The organism is Demequina sp., from assembly GCF_049841215.1.
Lineage (GTDB): Bacteria > Actinomycetota > Actinomycetes > Actinomycetales > Demequinaceae > Demequina.
In genome coordinates this window covers 69,546-91,350 of record NZ_JASGEO010000016.1, presented here as the reverse complement: position 1 = coordinate 91,350, position 21,805 = coordinate 69,546, and the positions used below count along the sequence as shown (strand labels likewise).

Here is a 21,805-nt window from a genome sequence, read left to right as displayed (position 1 = left end):
TCGCCGAACACACCATCAACACCGACAAGGACTACCAACCCAAAAACACCAAAGGCCCTTCCTGACGGAAGGGCCCCAGTGAACGATGTCTCGAGACACCGCGGAACGATGTCTTGAGACATCACATACGTCGGGGTGACAGGATTTGAACCTGCGACCTCGTCGTCCCGAACGACGCGCGCTACCAAACTGCGCCACACCCCGTGATGAGCCTGCCTAGGATACCTGGTCAGCGGGCCCGCAAACTAATCGTCTCCACGCTCCACAAGCGTCAGCACCGTCGCCTCCGGCCGGCACGCAAAACGGATGGGCGCGTAAGGACTGGTGCCCAGCCCAGCCGAGACGTGCAACCAAGCCCCGTCAGCGTCGGGCCATGTGCTGAGCCCTTTGACGCGAGCCGTATCGAGGTCGCAATTGGTGACCAGCGCGCCTACCCCCGGAATGCACACCTGGCCGCCGTGGGTGTGCCCGGCGAGGATGAGTTGGGCGCCGTCGTCGGCAAGGGCTTCCAAGGCCCGACGGTATGGCGCGTGCACGATTCCGAGCGTCAAGTCCGCGCGGGGTCGCCTCCCAGACGGGAGTTTGTCGCGGCCGATGTGGGGGTCGTCGAGCCCCACCACGCGAATGCGCGTGCCGTTGACCTCGAGAGAGGTACGCGCGTTGTTGACGTCCTTCCAGCCACCGGCGGTGAGGCGTGCACGCAGGTCCTCGGAGGGGAGTTCCACCGCCTCGCGGTGCAGCAGCGACGGCCCGCCAAAGTACGCGAGCGGGTTCTTGGGGCGCGGCCCAAAGTAGTCATTGGAGCCGAACACGAACAGCCCCGGGCGGGACATGAGGGGCTCGTAGGCGCCCAGTAAGGGCGGCACGGCGAGCGGGTGCGCGAGGTTGTCACCCGTGGTGACGACGAGGTCAACGGGCTCGGAGGCGAGCGAGCGAACCCAGGCGATCTTGTCTCGCTGGCCGGGCGTGAGGTGGAGGTCGCTCAGGTGCAGGATCCGGATGGGATCGGCTCCACGTGGCAGCACGGGCACGGTGACGCGGCGCAAGGTGAATGCGTGCGCCTCAACGAGAGCCCAGGCCAGAGTAGCGGCGCCGGCAACAGCCACGGCGCCAAGCGCGCGACGAACCATTAGTGGTTGCCGCCGCCTCCGCCGCCGCCTCCGCCGCCTCCGCCGCCGCCACCCCAGTCGTCGTCATCATCGTCGCCAGGGCCGCCTGGTTCCTCGGTGGGGCCGGTTCCCGGCCACCCGGCGGGCGGGTTCGTGGCGAACTCCGGCGGAGGCCACACGTTGCCCCAGTAGTCATCAGGCGCCACGTTGGGGTCCCAACCAGCGGGCCATTTGGTCCACCACTTGGGCAGCTTGTCCGTGCCGATGACGTACGTGATAACCGAGCCTGGAAGCGCCTTGCCGCCGCCGCCAGGGTTCTGGCCAGCAACTGTGCCCTTGACGTAGTTGGGGTCAAAGATGAGCTGCGTCGACTTGGCGTACCGGAAGCCGGCCTCGTTGATCGCGGCCTTCGCCTCAGACTCCGTCATGCCGATGACGTTCGGAACCTCGCGCGGCACGCCGTAGAGGATGTCGTTGGACACCTGCGGGAACTGCAGCACGTCCTTGCCCTTGAGAGAGCGATCCATGAAGCGCTTCCACGTGGGCGCGCTGATAGAGGAGCCCCAGAGGATCGGATACGGCGTTCCGTTGATGCGAATGTTCTTGCCCGGCTCGTCGTGCGTGGGGTTGCCCATCCACACGGTGGCAACCAGCTGCGGCGTGAAGCCCATGAACCACAGGTGAGCGTTGTTCTGCGAGGTGCCCGTCTTGCCGGCGGCGGGGCGTCCGCCATCAAGCTGAGCCTTGACGCCCGTGCCGTCCTTGACCACTTGCTGCATCGCATACGCAACACCGGCAGCCACGTCGGCGGACAGGGCGCGCGAGCACTCGCTTTCGGGAACGTCGTAGCTCTTGCCGTTGACGTCCGTGACCTTGAGAATCGCGGTGGGCGGGCAGTAGACGCCCTCGTTGTCGATCGTCTGTGCCACAGAGGCCATCGTCAGCGGCGACGCGTTCTGCGTGCCAAGAGTTGCCGACGGCACCACCTGGTAGTCCACGCCATCGGCACGGTGGAAGCCCATGTCCGCACCGGTGGACTCGATGTCACACAGGTCAATCTCGTTGGCCATCGCCACGTAGGCGGTGTTGACGGAGTTCTTGGAGGCGTTGAGCACGGTCATCTGACCGGCACCGGCGCCCTCTGCGTTGCCGGGCTTCCATTCCTTCTTGTCGTACTTGAAGGGATCGGAACCAAGGCACGACGCTGTCCACGAGCTGGGCTTGTACGAGCGCCCGGACGCGTTGATCACCTGCATCAGCGAGCGCCCAGAGTTGAGCCACGCGGCAAGCACGATCGGCTTGAACGTTGAGCCCGGCGAGAAGCCGCGGGAACCGCCCCATGCGCGGTCCACCGAATAGTTGATGGTCGTCGAGCCCTTTTCCTTGCCGCTGGGGTCATAGGTGCGGTTCTGCGACATCGCCAGAATCTGGCCGTTCTTGGGGTTCAGCGCCACAAGCGCCATCGCCCAGCCGCTCTTGTCCGTGGACTTCATCGACTTCGTGAGCTCTTGGTTCGCGATCTTCTGCTTCTTGAAGTCGAGCGTGGTGATGATCTTGAGCCCGCCCTTCTTCAGCAGCTCCTCACCGTCAACGCCGTTGGAGTTGAAGACAGGGTCCTTCGCGATGATCTTCGTCACGTAGTCGCAGAAGAACGGTGCCTCCTCGGCCGCCGCGCACGAGTACTTGGGCTCGTGGGGGTCAAGGGTCTGATCGATCGAGGTGGCGCGGTACTGGTAGTACTCGGCCTTCGTGATCATGTCCTGCTCGTACATGGTGAACAGCACCACGTTGCGGCGCTTCTGCGCGGCGAGCGGGTGGCGCAACGGGTCCCACTTGGAGGGGTTCTGCGTGATACCCGCGATCGTTGCGGCTTCCATCGCGTCGAGCTCCGCAGCGGACTTGCCAAAGTACACCTGGGCCGCGGCCTCAACGCCGTAAATGTTGGAGCCAAACTGGGCGATGTTCAGGTACTGCTGCAGCACCTGGTCCTTGCCACAGTCCACCTTGGGATCGGACGTGCAGTCCGTGCCGTACTCGGTGTTGAGCCGCTCTTCGTAGCCCAGCGCGAGCCGCCATTCACGGATCTTGCGCGTCATGGAGACCTCGGTGGCCTCTTTCTGCGCCTTCGTGTCTTCCTTGGCGATGGCGTTCTGCAGCAGGATGTTCTTGATCAGCTGCTGGGTGAGCGTGGAGCCACCAGGGCTGTGGTCAGACGTCATGTTGATGTAGACAGCGCGCACAATGCCCTGCCCGTCAACGCCGTTGTGGTCCCAGAAGCGCTTGTCCTCGACGGCCACCACGGCCTTCTGGATCCAGGGGGAAATCTCCTCAAGCGGCACCACCACGCGGTTTTGCGAGTAGAACGTCGCGAGCAGGTGCTTGCCGCTGCGGTCGTAGATGTTCGACTGCTGAGGAAGCTCCGTTGGCACGATGTCCGTAGGCAGGTCCTCGAAGAGGTCAGAGGTCTCGATGGCGGCATCCGTCGCCACGGACGCGACAGGAAGAACAAGGCCCGCGGCGAGAATGCCACCGAGCACGGACAGCACGGCGAACATCAGAAGAGCGGTCGCGAACTGCACCAGGGTCACGCGCGTGCGCGGCCTAGGGGGTCGTGCCATCTGCCAGTCCTCACTTGCCTGTCGAGTGCGTCGGCCAAAACAACGAACGGCGCCCTTGAAAAGTTGCCCGGCACGGGAGATACGCTCTGATTATGAAGACCACGTGGGAATACGCGACCGTGCCGCTCATCGACCATGTTACCAAGCAGATTTTGGACCAGTGGGGCGATGACGGGTGGGAGCTCGTCCAAGTCGTAGTAGGCCCGACGGGTGGGCTGGTTGCGTACTTGAAGCGGCCTAAGGACCAGTCATGACCGCGAGCGAGCGCCTCGCAGCGCTCGGGCTTGTGCTGCCAGAGGTCGCCAGCCCCGTGGGGACCTACGTTCCCGCGAAGCGCCACGGCGACCTCATCTACACGTCAGGGCAGTTGCCGCTCGTTGATGGTGCCCTGCTGGCGCAGGGCAATGTGGGGCAGCGCGAGGGCGACGTCACGCCCGAGCGTGCGCTCGAGTGCGCGCGCATCGCGGCGCTCAACGCGCTCGCGGCGGCCGCGCAGGCCGCCGGCGGGCTCGACAACATCGAGGGGATCCTGCGAGTCACGGGCTACGTGGCATCGTCTCCGGGCTTCACCGCGCAGCCGGCCGTGGTCAACGGAGCGAGCGGCCTCATCGCGGATGTCTTTGGCGAGAGCGGGCGTCACGCGCGATCCGCCGTTGGTGTCGCGAGCCTGCCACTTGGAGCACCCGTGGAGATCGAAGTAGTCGCGATCGTCCGCAGCTAGCGACACCACAGCGCGCCCTGAGTGCCTGAGTGCCGGATCCGGCGCGCAAACCGACACTCACGCACTCACAGGACGTGACCGGCGGGGACTGAGGTGCCACGCCTCACCGCGCGTCTCGCGCTGGGTGCCACGCAGTGGGCGCCACGCGCCACGCGGCACGGCGGGACTCAGCGCGAGCGGGCGCGCAGGCGCTCGGGCTCGTAGACCTCAACGGACCCGATGTGCACATCGATCCACCCGCGAGACGCAAAGTCCGCGAGCGCCTTGTTCACTGTTTCGCGCGATGCCCCAACGAGCTGCGCCAGCTCCTCTTGCGTGAGCCCGTGACGCACCATGATGTGCCCACGTTCCATGCGCCCAAAGCGGTGGCCAAGGTCAAGGATCGCCTTCGCCACACGGCCGGGAACATCGGAGAAAACCAGGTCCGCCATGGTGTTGGAGGCGCGGCGAATCCGCTGCGCAAGCGCGCGCATGATGGGCCGCGACATCTCCAGGTGCGTGTCGAGCCACTCGTCGAGCACGTCTTTGGGAAGCTCGTAGACCGTGGAATCCTCCACGGCGTGGGCGCGCGCCAACCGCGGGCCAGGGTCAAACACCGACAGTTCGCCAAGCATGTCGCCAACACCGAGCAGCGCCAGGAGGTTCTCGCGACCGTCACGGGCGGTGCGCGCAAGCTTCACCTTCCCACGCACGATGATGTACAGCGCCTGACCGTCGTCACCTTCGTTGAAGATGGTGTCGCCCTTGGAGACGTCAGAGCGCGTCATCTTCTCCATGAGGGAGCGCGCGCTCGCCACATCCATGCCGCCAAAGAGCGGGGCGGAGCGCAGCAACTGCTCTTCACGCGTCGTGTCACGCGTCACTTCTCGCGTCGCTTCTGCCATCTCGCCTCCCTCACTTACGCGCGGTGGACCTTGCCCATGGCTTCAACCATGTGCGCCGTCACGCTATCAAGAGTGGCACTAAGGCGCCTCTCGTACCGGTCAAGACGCCCATCTAGCGCGTCGAGCGCGTCCAGATCGGCCAAAGACACGTCGTGAACATCCGGCCACACCGCGCTCGTGAGCTCGAGTGCGGTGGGCGCGTCAGCCGCGAGCGCCACCCATGCGGACTCCGTCGCATCCTGCGCGATGGTGTCGGGTGCGGTGAGCGACGCGAGCGTCAGATCGCGCCGTGCCGCCACGAGCCTGCGCCACCACTTGACGCGGGCAAGCTCACGACGCAGGTCACGACGCTGGTGACGGAGGTCGGCAACCTCGTCAGCCGCAGCCGTGGCGTTCACGCGGTCTCCTTCCGTTCAGCGGCCCTCACCGCTAAGGGATGTATCGGCCCGCGTGCCCGGGTTCTGTAGCCTCAACCTATGGCCCCGCTCACTGTTGCTACAGGAGAAGGCGCCCCCAGCGTCGGGCTGGTGCGCGGGGCCCGCGCTATCAACCGCCGCCTCGCCGAGGTCTATCCAGACGCCCACTGCGAACTGGACTTCGAAACCCCGTACCAACTGCTCGTCGCCACGGTGCTTTCCGCGCAGTGCACGGACGTGCGCGTCAACCAGGTGACGCCCGGTTTGTTTGCCCTGTGGCCCGACGCTGTGGCTATGTCGGGCGCAGAACCGGCGGCTTTGGAGGAGGTCATCCGGTCAACCGGCTTCTTCCGGGCCAAGGCACGCTCGATCCTTGAGTTGAGCGCGGACTTGGTGGAGAAACACGGCGGGCAGGTGCCGGGGCGGCTCGAGGACCTGGTGAAACTGCGTGGCGTGGGCCGCAAGACGGCAAACGTAGTGCTCGGAAACGCGTTTGGGGTGCCGGGCATCACGGTGGACACGCACATGGGGCGGCTGTCGCGGCGGCTGGGACTGACGGTCAACGAGGACCCCGTGGTGGTGGAGCGGGACCTGATGGCGCTCATCGAGCGGCGTGAGTGGACGCTTTGGTCGCATCGCGTGATCTTCCACGGGCGGCGGCGGTGCACGGCCCGGAAGCCCGACTGTGCCAACTGCGAGCTCGTGGCAATGTGCCCGCGGGTTGGGGTCTAGGCGCTCCCACCGCCCCGCGCTGCCCACCCACACGCGACGTCCGAACCACTATTCAGCATTTCTGGCGCCGAGGAGAGCAAGAAGTGCCAGATAGTGGTTCAGACGTTGGTGGCGGCGCCTCGGCGATAGACCCGCGCTCGCCACGCAAGTAGCGCCGCACCGATCACCGCGGCCACAACGGACGCAATCAGGATCGCCATCGTCGCAACGTCCGTCATGTGCTCATCGAGTGCCAGCTCCGCGATAAGCAGCGACACGGTGAACCCAATTCCGGCCAAGGCCCCAACGGACATGATGTCCCACCACGACAGCCCCGGATCCAGCGCGGCCTTCGTGAACGTCGCCACCAGGAACGTCGCGAGCACGATGCCAAGCGGCTTGCCGATCACAAGGCCAAGCGCCACGCCCTGAGCCACCGGATCGTGCAGAGCCTCGTTCAGTGCCGCGACCGTGATGGGGATGCCCGCCGCGAATAGCGCAAACACCGGCACCGCGAACCCAGACGACACGGGCCGCCACAGGTGCTCCCATTTCTCGGTGAGCGGCTCCTTGTGGCCCTTCAGCGCCACTGCGGGCACCACAAGACCAAGCGCCACACCGGCGATCGTCGCGTGCACCCCTGAAGCGTGCATGGTCGCCCACGCCACGAGGGCGAGCGGCAGCAGCGCCCACCACTTGGTGAACCCGCGCCGCGCAAGCAGCCCAAACACAAAGATGCACGCCGCGGAGGCCGCGAGCCACGGCAGCGACACCTCGTCCGTGAAGAAGATCGCGATGATGAGGATGGCCAGCAAGTCGTCGACAACGGCGAGCGTCAGCAGAAACGCCCTCAATGCCGAAGGCAGGCCGCGTCCCACAATCGCGAGCACCGCCACTGCGAACGCGATATCCGTGGCCGTCGGCACCGCCCACCCGTCGAGCGACCCACCTCGAGCAAGGTTGATCCCCACGTAGATCGCGATAGGCGCCACCATCCCGCCAACAGCGGCAACAGCAGGGACGACGGCGGTGGCCGGGCTGCGTAGCTCGCCCACCACGAGTTCGCGCTTGAGTTCCAGGCCAATCACGAAGAAGAAGATGGCCAGCAGGCCGTCGGCCGCCCAGGTCTCGACGGACAAGTGCAGATGAAGCGACGCGGGCCCAAACTCGAAGGCGCTCACCGACTCATAGGAGGAGGCCCACCGTGAGTTGGCCCACAGCAGCGCCACGACCGCGCCAAGCAAGAGCATGACGCCGCCGGCGCGCTCCGTGCGCAGCACGCTGACGAGCGTGCGTTCGGTGGAGTCGCTCGGCTTGCCAAAGAGGACGCGGGCCATAGCCCTAGGCGTCTACTGCCTGCGGCGCGGCCGCACGCTGGGCGGGCGGGTCAAAGCGGTAGCCAACATTGCGGACTGTGCCGATGAGCTGCTCGTACTCGGCGCCGAGCTTGGCGCGCAGGCGGCGCACGTGCACATCAACGGTGCGCGTGCCGCCGTAGTAGTCAAAGCCCCACACCTCTTGGAGCAGCTGGTCACGCGTGTAGACGCGGCCGGGGTGCTGCATGAGGTATTTGAGGAGCTCAAACTCCTTGTACGTCAGGTCCAAAGGCACGCCTTTGAGCCGGGCCGTGTAGCCACCAACGTCAACGGTGAGGTCGCCGGACGAGAACTCGGAGAGCTTGTCGAGCGGGTCCTCAGCCCTCGCCCGCGCCATCAGCAGGCGAATCCGCGCCTCTACCTCGGCGGGCGATGCGTCGGCGATCACCACGTCGTCGGCGCCCCAGTCGGAGTTGACGATCGACATTCCACCATCGCGAAGAACCAGCAGAAGGGGAACCGTGACGCCGGTGACCTGGACAAGACGGCAGTTGTTTCGCGCCTCCGCGAGGTCCACGCGGGCGTCGACAATGAGCACGTCAGCGTCCATGGCGTCGAGCATCGCGGAAGGGACGGGCGCCACCACCCTGGTTCGGTGGGACAACAGGGCGAGCGCGGGCAACACGTCAGCCGCCCCAGCCTGAGCGGGGGTCAGCACGAGCAGATCTGCCATCGGCACCTCCGGATGGGCTTTACTGTACCGGCGCAGCCCGTGGGAGACTAACCCCCATGATTCCGTCGACCAGAGCGACGATCACCGCTGTCGCCGCTGCGGTCGTCGCCGTCACCGGATACCTGGGAACCCGGTATCTCGCCGTTGGCATCCTCGCGTGCATCGTCGCCGCGGCCATCGGCTATCCCCACCTCATGCGCGTCTCGCGCCCGCGCGTCGCCACAGCCATCATCATCGGCGGCGGCGTGCTCGCGCTCGTCGCCGTGGTGCTTGGCCGCACGGCACCGTACTTGCGCTACATGACCGTGGCGGTTGCCGCGGTCACCGTTGCCGCGCTCGCCGCGGTCGTCTTCTTCCCACCCCGCGGCGGCGGACGTGCCGTTACCTACGTAGCCGCCACAGCGTCGGGCGGTGCAATCGTTGCTTCCGGTGCCGCGTGGGTGGCCGTTGCCCGGACTAGCGGCGCCGAGGACCTCGTGGTGTGTGGAGGCGCCGCCCTTGCCGTGGCCGCGATTGCTTCGGTGATCTCCACGCATCCCACGGTGAACACGATCGGCGCCCTGCTGCTTGGCACGGCGACGGGCGCCGCCATGGGCTACTTCTTCCCCGATCTTCCCTGGTACGCGGGCCTGCTTATTGGCCTCGTGTGCGCCGTGGCTGCGGTGCTCATCCAAGAGCTCTATCGCCGCGAGCCGCGGCCGCGTGGCTGGTGGCCGGGAATAGCCGCGGGCATCGCGCCCGTTCTGGTCGCTGGAACGCTCGTGTACATCGCCGGGCGCCTGCTCGTCGGCTGATCGGACCACCCATGCTGCTTCGCCTCCTCGCCCTTGCGGCGCTCCTTGGCGCAGCGGCGCTCTTCTATTGGTGGTGGCAGTCTCGCCAAGGCAAAGTCCGACGCGTGGAGCGGCCGGGTGCCCTCACTCCCGCCGTCCTTGGGTCACCTAGGGGCGCGCGGGCTACGTTCGTGCAGTTCTCGACTCCCATGTGCGCCAAGTGCCCTGGCACCGCGGTGTTGCTCAAGCGAGTCGCGGACGAGCAGCCGCACGTCACGCACCTCGAGATCGATGCGTCAGAGCGCCTGGACCTCGCGCGCGAGTTGAACATCATGCGCACCCCCACCACGCTGGTGCTGGATTCTGACGGGATGGTCGTGGCGCGCATGGATGGCGCCCCCACCGTGGAGCAGGCTCGCGAGGCACTGGAGGCGGCGCCGCTGCCTCCCGAGTACGCTATCTAGTGAATTCCTATGGAGGCGGTATGACTAACGACGCGGCCACCACGGCCAAGGACATCCAGATTGACCCCCGCGGGTACCGCTTTGGCGCGTCCGTCACCTTGCTGGTGTCGATCGTCGCGCTCGTGATCGGAGCGAACATCGCGGGCACCATCACGATGGCAATCCTCGCCTTGCTCTTTCTTCCCGGAGCCACGATTGGCCCGCAGGCCACCCTCCAGAGTTGGATCTTCAAGCGCGCGATTCGCCCGCGCCTTGGCGCCCCCACGGAGACGGAATCCTTCCGCCCCCCGCGCTTCGCGCAGCAGATGGGCCTTGGGTTCTCTGTGCTTGCCGTGATCTTCGGCGCGCTCGACATCGCCCTCGGCTTCTACATCTTCACGGGCTTTGTCGTGGCGGCGAGCTTCCTGAACTCGGTCTTCGGTTTCTGCCTCGGCTGCGAGATATATCTGCTCGCCAAGCGCGCCACCACCCGCGCCGCCTAGGCCAGCAGCATGTCCGCGCTCGTCATCAAGTGCACGTGGGGCCTCGAGCGTCCGGAGACGCTCTTCCAAGCGTTCACGGTCGCAGCCACGGCCGCGAGCGCGGGCAACGAGGTGAGCCTGTGGCTCACGGGAGACGCCGTGTGGCACGCCGTCGCCGCCACCCCCGATGCCACCCTTGACCACTCTCCCAACCTGTCCGTGCTTCGCGAAACCGTCCTAGCGTCGGGCCGTATTTCGGTGTGCGCGCAATGTGCCGCGCGTCGCTCGCTCACGGAAGCCGATCTCATCCCTGGCGCGCGCATCGCGGGGGCCGCGGCGTTCGTGGAAGAGTCGCTCAGCCCGGGCGCCACCGCACTCGTTTACTGAAGCGCGCGCCTACAATCGAGGCATCATGACCGCCGTAGACCTCACCTTCACCATCCTCGCGATCGTCGCGTTCCTCGCCACAGCGTGGGTGTGCGGAATCGTCGTGTGGCGCCTCGTCAAAGGCCCCAAGCGGTGACCTTCGTTCTCCCTGACGACCTCGCTCCGGAGGTCTATCCACTCGCGTGGCTCGTGGGCTCGTGGGAGGGGCACGGCGTGGTGGATTACCCGGGCATTCCTGCTACCGACTTCCGCCAGACCATCGACTTCACGCACGACGGCGGGCCCTACCTCGAGTACCGCTCGGCGATCACGCTCATGGGGCCCGACGGCGAGACCGGGCAGGTCTGGGCAGTCGAGTCTGGTTTCTGGAGGGTTGCCCCGTCAGTACCCGAGGGGTACGAGCTCAAGGACTTCCAGCACCCGCTTGAGGTGGTGCTGACGGACGCCGCGGGCTTTGTCGCCGTGTATGTGGGCGCCGTGGGCAATGGCCGCATCGACCTCGGCACGGACCTCATGGCGCGCACCGCATCCGCCCCCGAGGTGGCCGGCGCCACCCGCCTCTACGGGCTCGTCAACGGCGAACTCATGTGGGCACAGGATCTTGCGGCGTTTGGCAACGAACTGCAGTCGTATGCGTCGGGGCGCTTGTCTCGTATTGAGCCTTAGGAATCGTTTGTGACCGCCGACGGTTCTCTTGCCATGACCTCTCCCCTCCTTTCGCGCCACGGCGCCGTTGAGGCCTCCGGGCCCGACGCTGGGGTCGCCTGGCACTACGGCGATCCCGTTGGCGAGCAGCGCGCCTTGGCTGAGGGGCGCGGCTTTGTTGACCAATCTCACCTTGGCGTGGTGACGGTGACCGGGCCGGACCGGTTGTCGTGGCTCAACTCGCTGTCCACCCAAGAGGTGGGCTCGTTGGCTCCGGGCGAGAGCGCGGAGTTCATGATCCTGTCCCCGCAGGGCCGCATCGAGCATGTGGCCGCGCTCGTGGATGACGGTTCTACCGCCTGGCTCATCACGGAGACCGCCGCCGGGTTGGCCGCCTTCCTTGACCGCATGCGCTTCATGCTGCGCGTGGAGGTCGCGGACGTCACCTCCGAATGGACGGCGCTTGGCGAGAGCGTGTCCCGCCCCGCGGCCGAGGGCGAGCCCGTGACCTGGGTGGACCCGTGGCCAGGGGTGACGTCGGGCGGAACGTCGTACAGCGTCGGCTCTCTTGGGCGTGCGCGGCCATGGCGCTTGGTGCTGGTGCCGCGCGCGTCTTTGGGCGCCGAGGCCGACGCGCGCCTCGAGGCCGGCTGGACCCTTGCCGGAACGTGGGCCGCGGAGGCGGAGCGCGTGGCGGCGCACAGGCCCCGCGCCGCGACCGAGGTGGACGACCACTCCCTGCCCCACGAATACGACTGGCTCCGCACCGCCGTGCACCTGCACAAGGGCTGCTACCGCGGCCAAGAGACGGTCGCCAAGGTTCACAACGTTGGCCGCCCGCCGCGCCGGCTCACGTTCTTGTTTCTCGATGGCTCGTCTCACGTGCTTCCCGAGGCGGGCGCTGAACTGACGCTTGAGGCCACCGGCGCACCCGCGGGGCGCATCACCACGGTGGCGCGCGACCGCGAGGACGGACCCATCGCGCTCGCCGTCATCAAGCGATCGGTGGACCCCTCGGCGACGCTGCTCGCCGCCTCCGACGCCGGGCCTATCTCTGCGTCCCAGGAACCCATCGTGGATCCGAGCGGCTTCTCCGTTGACCGCCCGCCGCCGCCGGGGCCCACCATGAAGGGCCTCCTGATGGGCAAGGGCTGCGCCGCCGACGGTGGCGACATTCCCGCCTGACGCGCACCCCACGGGGTAGCGTGGCCCCATGGAAGTCACCTTCACCGAGTTCAAGGCGTCCCTCGCGAGTCACGTCGGCTCCGTGAAGGACGGCACCGACGTGATCATCACTCAGAAAGGCGCCCCTGTAGCGCGCCTCACGTCCGTCGAGGGCAGCGACCTCATCTCCTCCCTCATTCAGGACGGGCTCATCACTCCTCCCGCAGAGGACCGCGCCGTTCCGCGCCTTCCCCAGGCGGAGGCCGCAAAGGACGCCCTGTCCAGCCTGCTCGGCCGGCTGCGCAGGTAACGATGGCGATCGTCTACTTCGACACCTCGGCGCTGGTGAAGCTGCTGGTCCTGGAGACCGGCTCACCTTTGGCTGTGGCCCTGTGGGAACGGGCCGACGCTGTGGTCACCTCCCGTATCGCCGACGTTGAGGTCAAATCGGTTTTGGCCGCGGCCGAACGCATTGGCCGTATCGACGCTTTTCCTGCGGCGGCGGCTCGAGACCGGTGGAAGGAACTGTGGCCGGGCCTTGCCAAGGTGGAGGTGACGGAGGCGCTCACGGATCGCGCCGCCGACCTTGCCGACCGCCGCCCCCTGCGTGCCGGAGACGCCCTGCACCTAGCGTCGGCCCTGCTGCTCAAGGATGCCGGCGTGATCCTGGCGGCGTGGGATCGCCGGCTCACTGCCGCCGGGCGGGCGGAGGGGCTCACCGTGCTCCCGCCCGCGATGGCGTGAGTTACGTAAAGTAGCGCCATGATCGGCAATCTTCAGGGGCTACTGCTGCTCACCATTTCCGTGGCCATCTTTGTGGTGGCCGTGTGGGCGCTGATTCAGGCCTTCCGCTTCCCGCCCGAGGCGTATGTGGCGGCGGGCAAGCGCACCAAGAACTTTTGGCTCGCGATCACTGGCGGCGCCACGGCGCTGTCGTTCCTTGGGCTGCCGCCGAGCTACGGCTTTGGGATGGGGTTCATCTTCTGGACCGCGTCCGCGGCCGGGGCGCTGATCTTCTTTGTGGATGTGCTGCCGCGACTGCGCGAGGTGCACCGGCCCGGCCAATCCCGGCGACGGGATGACAACCGCGGCGGCTGGTAGATGTTCGGCGTTCGCTGATGAGGGCGGTGCTGCAGCGCGCGTCGCGAGCATCGGTGACGGTTGACGGATCGGTTGTTGCGTCGTTCTCGCGGCAGGGCCTTGTGGCGCTTGTTGGGGTGACGCACTCCGATGGCGTGGCGGAGGCCGAGCTGATTGCGCGGAAGATTGCGGACCTGCGGATCCTGTCTGGGGAGCTATCCGTTCTGGATGCCGGCGCGCCCGTGATTGTGGTGTCCCAGTTCACGCTCTATGCGGATACGCGCAAGGGGCGCAGGCCTACGTGGAATCAGGCGGCGCCCGGGCCGGTTGCGTCGCCGCTGGTAGATGCCGTGGTTGCTTCCTTGCGCGAGCGGGGGGTTGAGGTGGGGACAGGGGTGTTCGGGGCCCACATGGACGTGGAGCTCGTCAATGACGGGCCCATCACGATCCTGCTTGAGACGTAGCCACCCTCCACCACCACCACCTACGTCCGAACCACTTTCCCGGGCTTTTCGCTGCGCCTGGGAGGAAAAGCGACGATGAGTGGTTCGGACGTAGGTGTGGGTCAGGCGTCTGCGGTGACGAGGAGGTCTCCCACCTCACAGTCGAGGGCGCGGCAGATGGCGGAGAGCGTCGAGTAGCGGATCGCGCGCGCGCGGTCGTTCTTGAGCACCGAAAGGTTCACCACCGACACCCCCACCGCATCGCTGAGCGCCGCCAGGGTCATATTGCGCTCCGCGAGTAGTTCGTCGAGGCGGCAGTGGATGCCGGTGGGCTCGTCGTCCGCGGGGCTCATACGAGGCCCTCGTTGTCGCGCTGCAGCCGCTCGCCGATGTCGAGCGCGCCGCCAAGACCGCCCAGCAACAGAATCGCGAGGAACGGCGTGAACGACACCACGATGAAGCCCGAGTCCCACGTTCCATCGCTCACTGTGGCAAGCGCACCGTTCATGGCCATTGCGGTAAAGATGCCAGAGCCGAGCCACGCCGCACCCACCACGAGCGCGCCGTACAGCGCCAGCCGTGAGGCGCGCTTGGTGAAGATCTGGCCGCGCGCCACTCGCAGGAAGAACATCGCCGCGAGCGCCAATCCCGCCAATACGCACAAGCACAGCCAGATGGGCTGGGCCCACAGCGCGAAGAGGGTCGCGCCCTCCGCATGCGGGACAACGATGGTGGCGGTATCGACGCTCGCGTCGACGAGGGCGCCGTTCGGTCCCAGCGGGAGGCCAACGGTCTGCTCCTCGAGCTGGACGGTCACGGGGACGTCTTTGCCGGGAGCCACCTCGACGAGCCGAGCGATGGTTGTGGCGATCGTGGCGACCGCGCCAATCGCGGCCACTCCGATGGACAGATACAGCGCAGCGCGATCACTGGGGGTTGGAACGATGGTGTCGGACATGAGCCCCTCCTTAACGATTACCGTTGTTATCGATAAACGATACGTATCGATAATCGTTGTGTCAAGGGGCGGGCGAGACGGGACTTCAGGCCGGCCGCAGCGTCGGGCCGACGCTGTGGTTGGGCTCGCACGTAGCCGATACCAAGCGTGTGTCGGGCTTGTAACACTTGTCACGCCTGCGGCGAACACGGGCATGAGGGGTGCGGGGCCCTGGTTAGCCTGGGTGCAGTCGCCCGGACTATCGCGGCTGCTGGGAGGTTTTGAGATGTTCGAACGGTTCACCGACAGGGCTCGTCGAGTTGTGGTGCTCGCGCAAGAAGAGGCGCGCATGCTCAACCACAACTACATCGGCACGGAGCACATCCTGCTGGGTCTAGTGCGCGAGGGCGAAGGCGTTGCCGCCAAGGCCCTCGAGTCGATGGACATCTCCCTCAACGCCGTGCGCGAGCAGGTGCAGGAGATCATCGGCGAGGGCTCGCACGCCCCGTCCGGCCACATCCCGTTCACCCCGCGCGCCAAGAAGGTGCTTGAGCTGTCGTTGCGCGAGGCGCTGCAGCTTGGCCACAACTACATCGGCACGGAGCACATCTTGCTTGGCCTCATCCGCGAGGGCGAGGGCGTTGCCGCGCAGGTGCTCGGCAAGCTCGGCGCGGACCTGTCATCCGTGCGCCAGCAAGTCATCCAGCTGCTGTCCGGCTACGAGAATAAGGAGCCGTCCGGTGGCGGCGGCAACGGCGGCCCCCAGGAGGGCACGCCCGCCGGTTCCACGGTCCTTGATCAGTTTGGCCGCAACTACACGCAGGCCGCTCGCGAGGGCAAGCTGGACCCCGTCGTGGGCCGCGAGCTCATCATGGAGCGCGTGATGCAGGTGCTGAGCCGCCGCACCAAGAACAACCCCGTCCTCATCGGCGAGCCCGGCGTGGGCAAGACCGCCGTCGTCGAAGGACTCGCCCAGGCGATCGTGCGCGGCGACGTTCCCGAGACGCTCAAAGACAAGCACCTCTACACGCTTGACCTTGGCTCGCTGGTTGCCGGCTCCCGCTACCGCGGTGACTTCGAGGAGCGCCTCAAGAAGGTGCTCAAGGAGATCCGCACGCGCGGCGACATCATCCTGTTCATCGACGAGATCCACACCCTCGTGGGTGCGGGTGCCGCCGAGGGCGCCATCGACGCTGCCAGCATCCTCAAGCCCATGCTGGCCCGCGGCGAGCTGCAGACCATCGGCGCCACCACTCTCGACGAGTACCGCAAGCACGTTGAGAAGGACCCCGCTCTCGAGCGCCGCTTCCAGCCCATCCAGGTGCCGGAGCCGGAGCTGAGCCACACCATCGAGATCCTCAAGGGCCTCCGCGACCGTTACGAGGCGTTCCACCGCGTCACCATCACGGACGAGGCCATCGTGGCCGCGGCCCAGATGGCTGACCGCTATATCAGTGATCGCTTCCTCCCGGACAAGGCGATCGACCTCATCGACGAGGCGGGAGCGCGCCTGCGCATCCGCCGCATGACGTCGCCGCCGGAGCTGCGCGACCTCGACGACAAGATCTCCTCGGTTCGCCGCGAGAAGGAGTCCGCGATCGACGGCCAGGACTTCGAGAAGGCCGCGTCGCTGCGCGACGTGGAGCGTCGCCTCAGCGACGAGCGCTCCAAGGCCGAGGAAGCCTGGAAGTCCGGCGACCTCGACGTTGCCGCCGTTGTCGATGAGGAGCTCATCGCCGAGGTGCTGTCGATGTCCACCGGCGTTCCCGTGGCCCGCGTGTCGAGCGACGAGTCCTCGCGCCTCCTCTCGATGGAGTCCGAGCTGCACAAGCGGATCATTGGCCAGGAGCAGGCCATCAAGGTGCTGTCCCAGGCCATCCGCCGCACGCGCGCCGGCCTCAAGGACCCCAAGCGCCCCGGTGGCTCGTTCATCTTCGCCGGCCCCACCGGTGTGGGAAAGACCGAGCTCGCGAAGGCCCTGGCAGAGTTCCTCTTCGGCGACGAAGACGCGCTCATCAGCCTGGACATGTCCGAGTACGGCGAGAAGCACACCGTTGCTCGCCTCTTCGGTGCCCCTCCCGGCTACGTGGGCTTCGAGGAGGGCGGCCAGCTCACCGAGAAGGTGCGCCGCAAGCCGTTCTCCGTTGTGCTCTTCGACGAGGTCGAGAAAGCCCACCCCGACATCTTCAACTCGCTGTTGCAGATCCTCGAGGACGGCAAGCTCACCGACGCCCAGGGCCGTGAGGTGAACTTCAAGAACACCATCATCATCATGACCACCAACCTGGGTGCCGACGCGATCTCGCGCCGCCAGGCAACGGGCTTCGCGCTCACGACCGAGCTCGCGCAGACCTATGACGAGATGGTCAAGCTGGTGAACACCAAGCTGAAGGAGCACTTCAAGCCGGAGTTCCTCAACCGCGTGGACAACGTGGTGGTCTTCCCGCAGCTCACGCAGGAGGAGATCGTCCAGATCGTGGACCTCATGGTTGCCCGCCTCGACGAGCGCATGAAGGACAAGGACATGGGCATCGAGCTCACTCTTGCCGCCAAGCGCGCTCTCGCGGACAAGGGCTACGACCCCGTGCTCGGTGCGCGGCCGCTACGTCGCGCCTTGCAGCGCGAGATCGAGGACCCGCTATCCGAGAAGATCCTCTTCGGCGAGCTCAACGCGGGCCAGATCATCCGCGTCGACGCCGAGGGCGAGGGCGAGAACGCCACCTTCACCTTCGAGGGCGTGGACAAGGACGACGTCGTTGACGAGCCGGTTACCGCGAGCGTCGCGCCCTCGGCCGCGCCCGCCGCAGCCGAGCCCGCACCCGAGGCGACGGGCACGGAGAGTTAGCAACAGCGTCGGGCATGCCCGACGCTAGCGAAAGGGCCCCTGGGACCTCCCGGGGGCCTTTTCGCACCCTGGGCAACCTAGTCGCGCACCAACTGAGCGACCCAGCCGGTGACGCCCGTGCGGGGCTCGGGCCCCTCGGTGGGCCAGCGTGGTGCCGCCTGGCCCCACGCAACGAAGTCGCCGCGCAGGTACATGCGGGCCTTCAGGTGCTTGGTGAGAGTTTGACGGCGGCCGGCTACGGAGTCGATGAGCACGGCATCGCTCTCCCGGCTGTGCGCAGACTGCCCTGGCGGGTCAAAGTAACCCGCTGCGACGAACTGGCCGTCGCCAACCGGGTCCGTGATGAGGCCCTGGCTGAGCGAGACTTGCGGCGCGTTGGGGATCCTCAACACGCGTTGCCTGCGCAGGTAGCCAAGGATCTGGCCCATCTGCAGGCTCGCGCCGGGAAAGAACTCATTGGCCACGGAGGTGAGCGTTGGCGGCCATGAGTCGAGGTCCAGTTGGGCGGCAACGCCCTGCGGGTGGCCGGGCAGCAGCACATTGACCGCCGCTCGCCTCAGACCGCGGGCCTCCGCAACCAGGTCGCGATGCAACGTGGGGAACGAGGTCGATGCCAGGTGCACCACGCCGTGGTCTGGGTGGTGGACCACCACGCTGCCGTGCTGGCCCGGCAGGAACGTGACGGCCGTGACGTCGCCTGCGATGAGCACCCACGCGAACGCATAGTCGCGGCCCTTCGCCACCTGGTAGTCAAAGGTGTGAATGAGGCGATCGCCGGACGCGGCGTCCCAGCGCCATACCTGAATCTGGTGACTCACGGGGTCCTTGCGCAGCCACCCAACCCGGCCGTGGTCAACGCTTCCGCCAAGGAGCTCGCCCGTGCCATGGGCGCCGCCGCGGGCGAACACCACGCCGCTGCCGTCACGCGCCTGCAGGTATCCCTCGTAGCCGTCGCCTCCCGCGCCAATCTTGAACAGCAGTGCCGTGCCGTCGACGTCGAGATCGTGGAGCTCGATGGCGTTTCCCTCGGTGCACACCTGCTGCGGGTGGGAAACGAGATCCTCGCGCACCTCCATCGCGGCCCACTTGATGGTGCCGTTGGTCTGGGCCTGGGGCGCGAGCCAGTCATTCTCAGTGGAGACGTCGACCTCACCAAGAGAGTTGGAGCGCGCGGTGGCACCGAGCACCCCGGGGAAGTGCCGCAACCGCTCGCCTTTGGGGAGATAGCGCACGAAGTGGACGGCCCTCAGCACGATGAACCCCAGCACCACAAGGGCCACGAGGACTACAAACCACATGGCCCGCTCATCTTCTCCACGCGAGGCAGGCTACCTGTTGCCCGCACGGCACCTCGACACCACCCCCGCCCGCGTAGGCTGACCACATGGTTAATGACCCCTACATCGCGAGCAGCTCCCGCTACGACGAGATGCAGTACCGCCGCCTCGGCCGCAGCGGCCTGCGCCTTCCCGGCGTGAGCCTTGGCCTGTGGCAGAACTTTGGCGGTCCCAACCCGCTCGACACCCAGCGCGAGATCATCCGCGCGGCGTTCGATATGGGGATCACCCACTTTGACCTCGCCAATAACTACGGCCCGCCCCCCGGAAGCGCTGAGGAGAACTTTGGCCGCATCCTCGCGAGCGACCTCGCGCCCTACCGCGACGAGATCGTCATCGCATCCAAGGCCGGCTACTACATGTACCCCGGCCCCTACGGCGAGTGGGGCAGCCGCAAGTACCTGCTCAACTCGCTCGACGCCTCCCTCAAGCGCATGGGCGTCGACTACGTCGACATCTTCTACCACCACCGCCCGGACCCGGATACGCCCATCGAGGAGTCGATGATGGCCCTGGACCAGGCCGTGCGGTCAGGAAAGGCGCTCTACGCGGGCATCTCGAATTACGGTCCCCAAGAAACTCGCGAAGCCGCGCAGATCCTCCGCGATCTGGGCACCCCGCTGCTGGTGCACCAGTTCCCGTACAACATGTACCAGCGCTCTCCAGAGAATGGCCTGCTGGACACCCTCGACGAGTTCGGCGTGGGCTCCACCGTGTTCTCTCCGCTCGCGCAGGGCATGCTCACCGCGCGGTACTTGGACGGCGTCCCGGAAGGCAGCCGCGCCACCCACTCGCCCTTCCTCAACGAAAAGCAGATCACCGAGACGTACCTCGAGCGCACACGCGCCCTCAACGCGATCGCGGAGGGCCGCGGGCAGAGCCTCGCGCAACTCGCCGTGCAGTGGGTGCTCCGCAAGGGTCGCACCACGTCCGCGATCGTGGGCGCGAGCTCGGTAGCGCAGCTCAAGGACACGGTGGGCTCGCTGTACTTCCCGGATCTCTCAGACGAGGACATCGCAGCGATCGAGCCGCACGCCGTGGAAGGCACCCACCACTCTTAAGCGGATGCGGTTGCAGTAACCGAGGCCGTGGGCGTGGGGTCGGGCGCGTTCTCGGCGGCCCGGTCAACCACCCACGACAACAGCAGGATCGAGCACGTGATCAGCACCACGAGCACAATCGCGCGCCGCACCGTGCTGTTCTCCATGCCCGCAATCCTCGCAGACCCTCACAGCGCGTAAGTGCCGTTTCCGGCCTCGGTGACCAGGCCGTCGGCCAGTAGGGAGGCGAGCGCGCGCTCAAACTGCTCGCCGTCAACGCCCTCGATCGCCGTGAGCGGCACCGGCCCCAGCGCGTCGCGAAGTTGGGCAAGGATGCGGCCGCGCACTTGGCGATCGGTGCCATGCCACGCTTGGCTCGGCTTGGCTACCAGGCCCGACGCTGGGTAACCGGCCGCTCGCCACGCACAGTGGGCGCACACTGGGCAGGCATCGCACTTGGGTGCGCGGGCGGTGCATACAAGCGCTCCAAGTTCCATTGAGGCAACGGCCCACTCGGAGGCGCGCGATGGCTCTGCGGGAAGCACTCGTTCCGCTAGCGCCCTCTCCGCGGCCGTGACGCCTGGCGGGGGGAACTGCTCGCCCTCCCAGATGCGCGCGAAAACGCGCTTTACATTGGTGTCGAGAACGGCGGCGCGCCCGCCATACGCAAACGACATCACGGCCGCCGAGGTGTAGTCGCCCACTCCGGGCAGAGAGAGCAGTTCCTCGCGGGTCTGGGGCACCTCCCCCGCGTGCCTCTCCACGAGAACGCGAGCACACTCCCACAATCGGGCGGCGCGCCGAGGGTAACCGAGCCTTCCCCAGGCGCGCACAGCGTCGGCCTGGCTCGAGCCGGCAAGCGCAGAGGGGGTGGGCCAGCGTTCCATCCACTCGCGCCAGACCGGCTCGACGCGAGCGACGGGCGTCTGTTGAAGCATGACCTCGCTCACGAGCACGCCCCACGGGGTGGCCCTGCCGTCGCGCCACGGAAGGTCGCGACCCTCGCGTGCGTACCACTCGAGCACGTCGTTGACGACGGCATCATCTGGCGACTCGCGGGGCACCGCTCCATTGTTCCAGCGCGAGCGTGGATACCGTGGAGTGGTCCCAGGGAGGTGACGATGGACGGAATCAGGCACCCGGTGGGCAATCAGCCCGCGAACATTTACTGGCGGCGGCGGGTTTTCGTCGTTGTCGCGATCGTGGTGCTGGCCCTTTTCGTGTGGTGGGTGATCAGCATGCTGTCTGGCGGCTCGAGCGATCCAAAGACCACTCCGGAGGTCACGACCTCCCCCACGGTGACCACCTCCGCAGCCCCGGATCTTGACCGCGCGTGCACCGGCAACGACTACACCGTGGTCGTTGACGTTCCCGCTGAGGTCTCCGGCAGCAAGAAGGTTTCCTTCACCGCCACCGTTACCTCGACAGCCGACACCCCCTGCATCATCGATCCCACGGTGGACTCCAAGCTCACCGTCCGCTCCGGGAGCGACGCCTGGTTCGATTCCTCGGACTGCCCCGCTGACTTTGCGCTCTTCGATTCCGAGAAGTTCATGCTCGACTCCGGCAAGACGCGAGACCTCAAGACCAGCTGGAACTACGGCCGCGACGAGAAGGGCTGCGTCGCCGATCTACAGACCGCGAAGTCCGGAACCTACAAGGCCACCGTGACCGTTGCGGGCGTCAAGGCAGACGAGTCGACCTTCGCGGTGAAGTAGGGC

Annotated in this window: 27 protein-coding genes and 1 tRNA gene; 16 read left to right on the top strand and 12 right to left on the bottom strand. The window is 66.8% G+C overall.

Translation table 11 applies throughout. The features are described 5' to 3' along the window. Positions 1-130: 130 nt before the first annotated feature. From QM618_RS09465 to QM618_RS09455, 3 genes are all read right to left on the bottom strand, one after another. A tRNA-Pro gene (locus QM618_RS09465) sits at positions 131-204 on the bottom strand. Positions 205-245: 41 nt separating this feature from the next. Continuing rightward, positions 246-1,130, bottom strand: coding sequence for a metallophosphoesterase (locus QM618_RS09460; RefSeq protein ID WP_428097684.1), 885 nt, complete (start codon positions 1,128-1,130; stop codon positions 246-248). After that, positions 1,130-3,727 carry a penicillin-binding protein gene (locus QM618_RS09455; protein WP_428097680.1) on the bottom strand — a complete coding sequence of 866 codons (2,598 nt, stop codon included), beginning with the start codon at positions 3,725-3,727 and terminating at the stop codon, positions 1,130-1,132. The genes QM618_RS09460 and QM618_RS09455 overlap by 1 nt, the downstream gene beginning before the upstream one ends. 92 nt (positions 3,728-3,819) lie before the next feature. Between QM618_RS09455 and QM618_RS09450 the strand changes: the two genes are divergently transcribed. After that, on the top strand, positions 3,820-3,981 hold the full coding sequence (locus tag QM618_RS09450) for a hypothetical protein (RefSeq protein WP_428097677.1): 162 nt from the start codon (positions 3,820-3,822) through the stop codon (positions 3,979-3,981). Beyond that, positions 3,978-4,448 (top strand): RidA family protein, encoded by a 471-nt coding sequence (locus QM618_RS09445; RefSeq protein WP_428097672.1) that lies wholly within the window; start codon positions 3,978-3,980, stop codon positions 4,446-4,448. The genes QM618_RS09450 and QM618_RS09445 overlap by 4 nt, the downstream gene beginning before the upstream one ends. 167 nt (positions 4,449-4,615) lie before the next feature. On the opposite strand, the gene QM618_RS09440 is transcribed toward QM618_RS09445, so the two are convergent. Continuing rightward, the gene (locus QM618_RS09440; protein WP_428097669.1) at positions 4,616-5,332 is read right to left on the bottom strand and encodes a Crp/Fnr family transcriptional regulator; all 717 of its coding nucleotides are present in this window, start codon (positions 5,330-5,332) and stop codon (positions 4,616-4,618) included. Positions 5,333-5,346: 14 nt separating this feature from the next. Continuing rightward, positions 5,347-5,730, bottom strand: coding sequence for a hypothetical protein (locus QM618_RS09435; protein WP_428097666.1), 384 nt, complete (start codon positions 5,728-5,730; stop codon positions 5,347-5,349). A 78-nt stretch (positions 5,731-5,808) separates the two neighbouring features. Here QM618_RS09435 and nth point away from each other — a divergent pair, with 78 nt between their 5' ends. Further along, a complete protein-coding gene (nth, locus tag QM618_RS09430; protein WP_428097662.1) occupies positions 5,809-6,480 on the top strand; it encodes an endonuclease III in 672 nt (223 codons plus the stop codon). A gap of 98 nt (positions 6,481-6,578) precedes the next feature. On the opposite strand, the gene nhaA is transcribed toward nth, so the two are convergent. Both nhaA and QM618_RS09420 read right to left on the bottom strand, forming a co-directional pair. After that, entirely contained in the window at positions 6,579-7,796 is a 1,218-nt protein-coding gene (nhaA, locus tag QM618_RS09425; protein WP_428097658.1) for a Na+/H+ antiporter NhaA, read from the bottom strand. Positions 7,797-7,800: 4 nt separating this feature from the next. Further along, entirely contained in the window at positions 7,801-8,508 is a 708-nt protein-coding gene (locus QM618_RS09420; RefSeq protein ID WP_428097655.1) for a winged helix-turn-helix transcriptional regulator, read from the bottom strand. 56 nt (positions 8,509-8,564) lie between these two features. Here QM618_RS09420 and QM618_RS09415 point away from each other — a divergent pair, with 56 nt between their 5' ends. The 10 genes from QM618_RS09415 (at position 8,565) to dtd (ending at position 13,946) form a co-directional block, all read left to right on the top strand. Further along, positions 8,565-9,302, top strand: a complete 738-nt coding sequence (locus QM618_RS09415; RefSeq protein ID WP_428097652.1) for a hypothetical protein — start codon at positions 8,565-8,567, stop codon at positions 9,300-9,302. 11 nt (positions 9,303-9,313) lie between these two features. Then, positions 9,314-9,745 carry a thioredoxin family protein gene (locus QM618_RS09410; RefSeq protein WP_428097648.1) on the top strand — a complete coding sequence of 144 codons (432 nt, stop codon included), beginning with the start codon at positions 9,314-9,316 and terminating at the stop codon, positions 9,743-9,745. A gap of 20 nt (positions 9,746-9,765) precedes the next feature. Next, on the top strand, positions 9,766-10,227 hold the full coding sequence (locus QM618_RS09405) for a DUF4395 domain-containing protein (protein WP_428097644.1): 462 nt from the start codon (positions 9,766-9,768) through the stop codon (positions 10,225-10,227). Positions 10,228-10,236: 9 nt separating this feature from the next. Beyond that, positions 10,237-10,593 (top strand): DsrE family protein, encoded by a 357-nt coding sequence (locus tag QM618_RS09400; RefSeq protein ID WP_428097639.1) that lies wholly within the window; start codon positions 10,237-10,239, stop codon positions 10,591-10,593. Between the two features lie 132 nt (positions 10,594-10,725). Next, on the top strand, positions 10,726-11,259 hold the full coding sequence (locus QM618_RS09395) for an FABP family protein (protein WP_428097633.1): 534 nt from the start codon (positions 10,726-10,728) through the stop codon (positions 11,257-11,259). A 33-nt stretch (positions 11,260-11,292) separates the two neighbouring features. Next, positions 11,293-12,423, top strand: coding sequence for a YgfZ/GcvT domain-containing protein (locus tag QM618_RS09390; RefSeq protein ID WP_428097689.1), 1,131 nt, complete (start codon positions 11,293-11,295; stop codon positions 12,421-12,423). Between the two features lie 28 nt (positions 12,424-12,451). Beyond that, complete coding sequence (locus QM618_RS09385; RefSeq protein ID WP_428097628.1) at positions 12,452-12,712, top strand: type II toxin-antitoxin system prevent-host-death family antitoxin; 261 nt, start codon at positions 12,452-12,454, stop codon at positions 12,710-12,712. 2 nt (positions 12,713-12,714) lie between these two features. Beyond that, the gene (locus QM618_RS09380) at positions 12,715-13,146 is read left to right on the top strand and encodes a type II toxin-antitoxin system VapC family toxin (protein WP_428097625.1); all 432 of its coding nucleotides are present in this window, start codon (positions 12,715-12,717) and stop codon (positions 13,144-13,146) included. 18 nt (positions 13,147-13,164) lie between these two features. Next, positions 13,165-13,503: a DUF2516 family protein gene (locus tag QM618_RS09375; protein WP_428097621.1), complete on the top strand. Its 339-nt coding sequence runs from the start codon at positions 13,165-13,167 to the stop codon at positions 13,501-13,503. A 17-nt stretch (positions 13,504-13,520) separates the two neighbouring features. Next, positions 13,521-13,946, top strand: coding sequence for a D-aminoacyl-tRNA deacylase (gene dtd, locus QM618_RS09370; RefSeq protein WP_428097616.1), 426 nt, complete (start codon positions 13,521-13,523; stop codon positions 13,944-13,946). Between the two features lie 101 nt (positions 13,947-14,047). On the opposite strand, the gene QM618_RS09365 is transcribed toward dtd, so the two are convergent. After that, positions 14,048-14,278: a helix-turn-helix domain-containing protein gene (locus tag QM618_RS09365; RefSeq protein ID WP_428097613.1), complete on the bottom strand. Its 231-nt coding sequence runs from the start codon at positions 14,276-14,278 to the stop codon at positions 14,048-14,050. After that, entirely contained in the window at positions 14,275-14,883 is a 609-nt protein-coding gene (locus tag QM618_RS09360) for a hypothetical protein (RefSeq protein WP_428097609.1), read from the bottom strand. Before QM618_RS09360 ends, QM618_RS09365 begins: the two co-directional genes overlap by 4 nt. Positions 14,884-15,148: 265 nt before the next feature. Here QM618_RS09360 and QM618_RS09355 point away from each other — a divergent pair, with 265 nt between their 5' ends. Then, a complete protein-coding gene (locus tag QM618_RS09355) occupies positions 15,149-17,707 on the top strand; it encodes an ATP-dependent Clp protease ATP-binding subunit (protein WP_428097604.1) in 2,559 nt (852 codons plus the stop codon). Between the two features lie 77 nt (positions 17,708-17,784). On the opposite strand, the gene QM618_RS09350 is transcribed toward QM618_RS09355, so the two are convergent. Beyond that, complete coding sequence (locus QM618_RS09350) at positions 17,785-19,005, bottom strand: hypothetical protein (protein ID WP_428097601.1); 1,221 nt, start codon at positions 19,003-19,005, stop codon at positions 17,785-17,787. Positions 19,006-19,091: 86 nt separating this feature from the next. Here QM618_RS09350 and QM618_RS09345 point away from each other — a divergent pair, with 86 nt between their 5' ends. Continuing rightward, on the top strand, positions 19,092-20,105 hold the full coding sequence (locus QM618_RS09345; RefSeq protein ID WP_428097598.1) for an aldo/keto reductase: 1,014 nt from the start codon (positions 19,092-19,094) through the stop codon (positions 20,103-20,105). On the opposite strand, the gene QM618_RS09340 is transcribed toward QM618_RS09345, so the two are convergent. Beyond that, positions 20,102-20,251: a hypothetical protein gene (locus tag QM618_RS09340; RefSeq protein WP_428097595.1), complete on the bottom strand. Its 150-nt coding sequence runs from the start codon at positions 20,249-20,251 to the stop codon at positions 20,102-20,104. The genes QM618_RS09345 and QM618_RS09340 overlap by 4 nt on opposite strands. A 21-nt stretch (positions 20,252-20,272) precedes the next feature. Beyond that, positions 20,273-21,148, bottom strand: coding sequence for an A/G-specific adenine glycosylase (locus QM618_RS09335; RefSeq protein WP_428097592.1), 876 nt, complete (start codon positions 21,146-21,148; stop codon positions 20,273-20,275). Positions 21,149-21,205: 57 nt separating this feature from the next. Here QM618_RS09335 and QM618_RS09330 point away from each other — a divergent pair, with 57 nt between their 5' ends. Beyond that, positions 21,206-21,802, top strand: a complete 597-nt coding sequence (locus QM618_RS09330) for a hypothetical protein (protein ID WP_428097590.1) — start codon at positions 21,206-21,208, stop codon at positions 21,800-21,802. The last annotated feature ends 3 nt before the right edge of the window (positions 21,803-21,805 follow it).

Bases quoted from the DNA above. Each gene is read 5' to 3' on its own strand.
- QM618_RS09340 (WP_428097595.1), bottom strand. From the start codon at position 20,251: ATGGAGAACAGCACGGTGCGGCGCGCGATTGTGCTCGTGGTGCTGATC.
- QM618_RS09390 (WP_428097689.1), top strand. From the start codon at position 11,293: ATGACCTCTCCCCTCCTTTCGCGCCACGGCGCCGTTGAGGCCTCCGGG.
- QM618_RS09330 (WP_428097590.1), top strand. From the start codon at position 21,206: ATGGACGGAATCAGGCACCCGGTGGGCAATCAGCCCGCGAACATTTAC.
- QM618_RS09440 (WP_428097669.1), bottom strand. From the start codon at position 5,332: ATGGCAGAAGCGACGCGAGAAGTGACGCGTGACACGACGCGTGAAGAG.
- QM618_RS09400 (WP_428097639.1), top strand. From the start codon at position 10,237: ATGTCCGCGCTCGTCATCAAGTGCACGTGGGGCCTCGAGCGTCCGGAG.
- QM618_RS09360 (WP_428097609.1), bottom strand. From the start codon at position 14,883: ATGTCCGACACCATCGTTCCAACCCCCAGTGATCGCGCTGCGCTGTAT.
- QM618_RS09375 (WP_428097621.1), top strand. From the start codon at position 13,165: ATGATCGGCAATCTTCAGGGGCTACTGCTGCTCACCATTTCCGTGGCC.
- QM618_RS09460 (WP_428097684.1), bottom strand. From the start codon at position 1,130: ATGGTTCGTCGCGCGCTTGGCGCCGTGGCTGTTGCCGGCGCCGCTACT.
- QM618_RS09445 (WP_428097672.1), top strand. From the start codon at position 3,978: ATGACCGCGAGCGAGCGCCTCGCAGCGCTCGGGCTTGTGCTGCCAGAG.
- nth (WP_428097662.1), top strand. From the start codon at position 5,809: ATGGCCCCGCTCACTGTTGCTACAGGAGAAGGCGCCCCCAGCGTCGGG.
- QM618_RS09385 (WP_428097628.1), top strand. From the start codon at position 12,452: ATGGAAGTCACCTTCACCGAGTTCAAGGCGTCCCTCGCGAGTCACGTC.
- QM618_RS09420 (WP_428097655.1), bottom strand. From the start codon at position 8,508: ATGGCAGATCTGCTCGTGCTGACCCCCGCTCAGGCTGGGGCGGCTGAC.
- QM618_RS09415 (WP_428097652.1), top strand. From the start codon at position 8,565: ATGATTCCGTCGACCAGAGCGACGATCACCGCTGTCGCCGCTGCGGTC.
- QM618_RS09410 (WP_428097648.1), top strand. From the start codon at position 9,314: ATGCTGCTTCGCCTCCTCGCCCTTGCGGCGCTCCTTGGCGCAGCGGCG.
- QM618_RS09350 (WP_428097601.1), bottom strand. From the start codon at position 19,005: ATGTGGTTTGTAGTCCTCGTGGCCCTTGTGGTGCTGGGGTTCATCGTG.
- QM618_RS09405 (WP_428097644.1), top strand. From the start codon at position 9,766: ATGACTAACGACGCGGCCACCACGGCCAAGGACATCCAGATTGACCCC.
- QM618_RS09345 (WP_428097598.1), top strand. From the start codon at position 19,092: ATGGTTAATGACCCCTACATCGCGAGCAGCTCCCGCTACGACGAGATG.
- QM618_RS09365 (WP_428097613.1), bottom strand. From the start codon at position 14,278: ATGAGCCCCGCGGACGACGAGCCCACCGGCATCCACTGCCGCCTCGAC.
- nhaA (WP_428097658.1), bottom strand. From the start codon at position 7,796: ATGGCCCGCGTCCTCTTTGGCAAGCCGAGCGACTCCACCGAACGCACG.
- QM618_RS09355 (WP_428097604.1), top strand. From the start codon at position 15,149: ATGTTCGAACGGTTCACCGACAGGGCTCGTCGAGTTGTGGTGCTCGCG.
- dtd (WP_428097616.1), top strand. From the start codon at position 13,521: ATGAGGGCGGTGCTGCAGCGCGCGTCGCGAGCATCGGTGACGGTTGAC.
- QM618_RS09455 (WP_428097680.1), bottom strand. From the start codon at position 3,727: ATGGCACGACCCCCTAGGCCGCGCACGCGCGTGACCCTGGTGCAGTTC.
- QM618_RS09450 (WP_428097677.1), top strand. From the start codon at position 3,820: ATGAAGACCACGTGGGAATACGCGACCGTGCCGCTCATCGACCATGTT.
- QM618_RS09380 (WP_428097625.1), top strand. From the start codon at position 12,715: ATGGCGATCGTCTACTTCGACACCTCGGCGCTGGTGAAGCTGCTGGTC.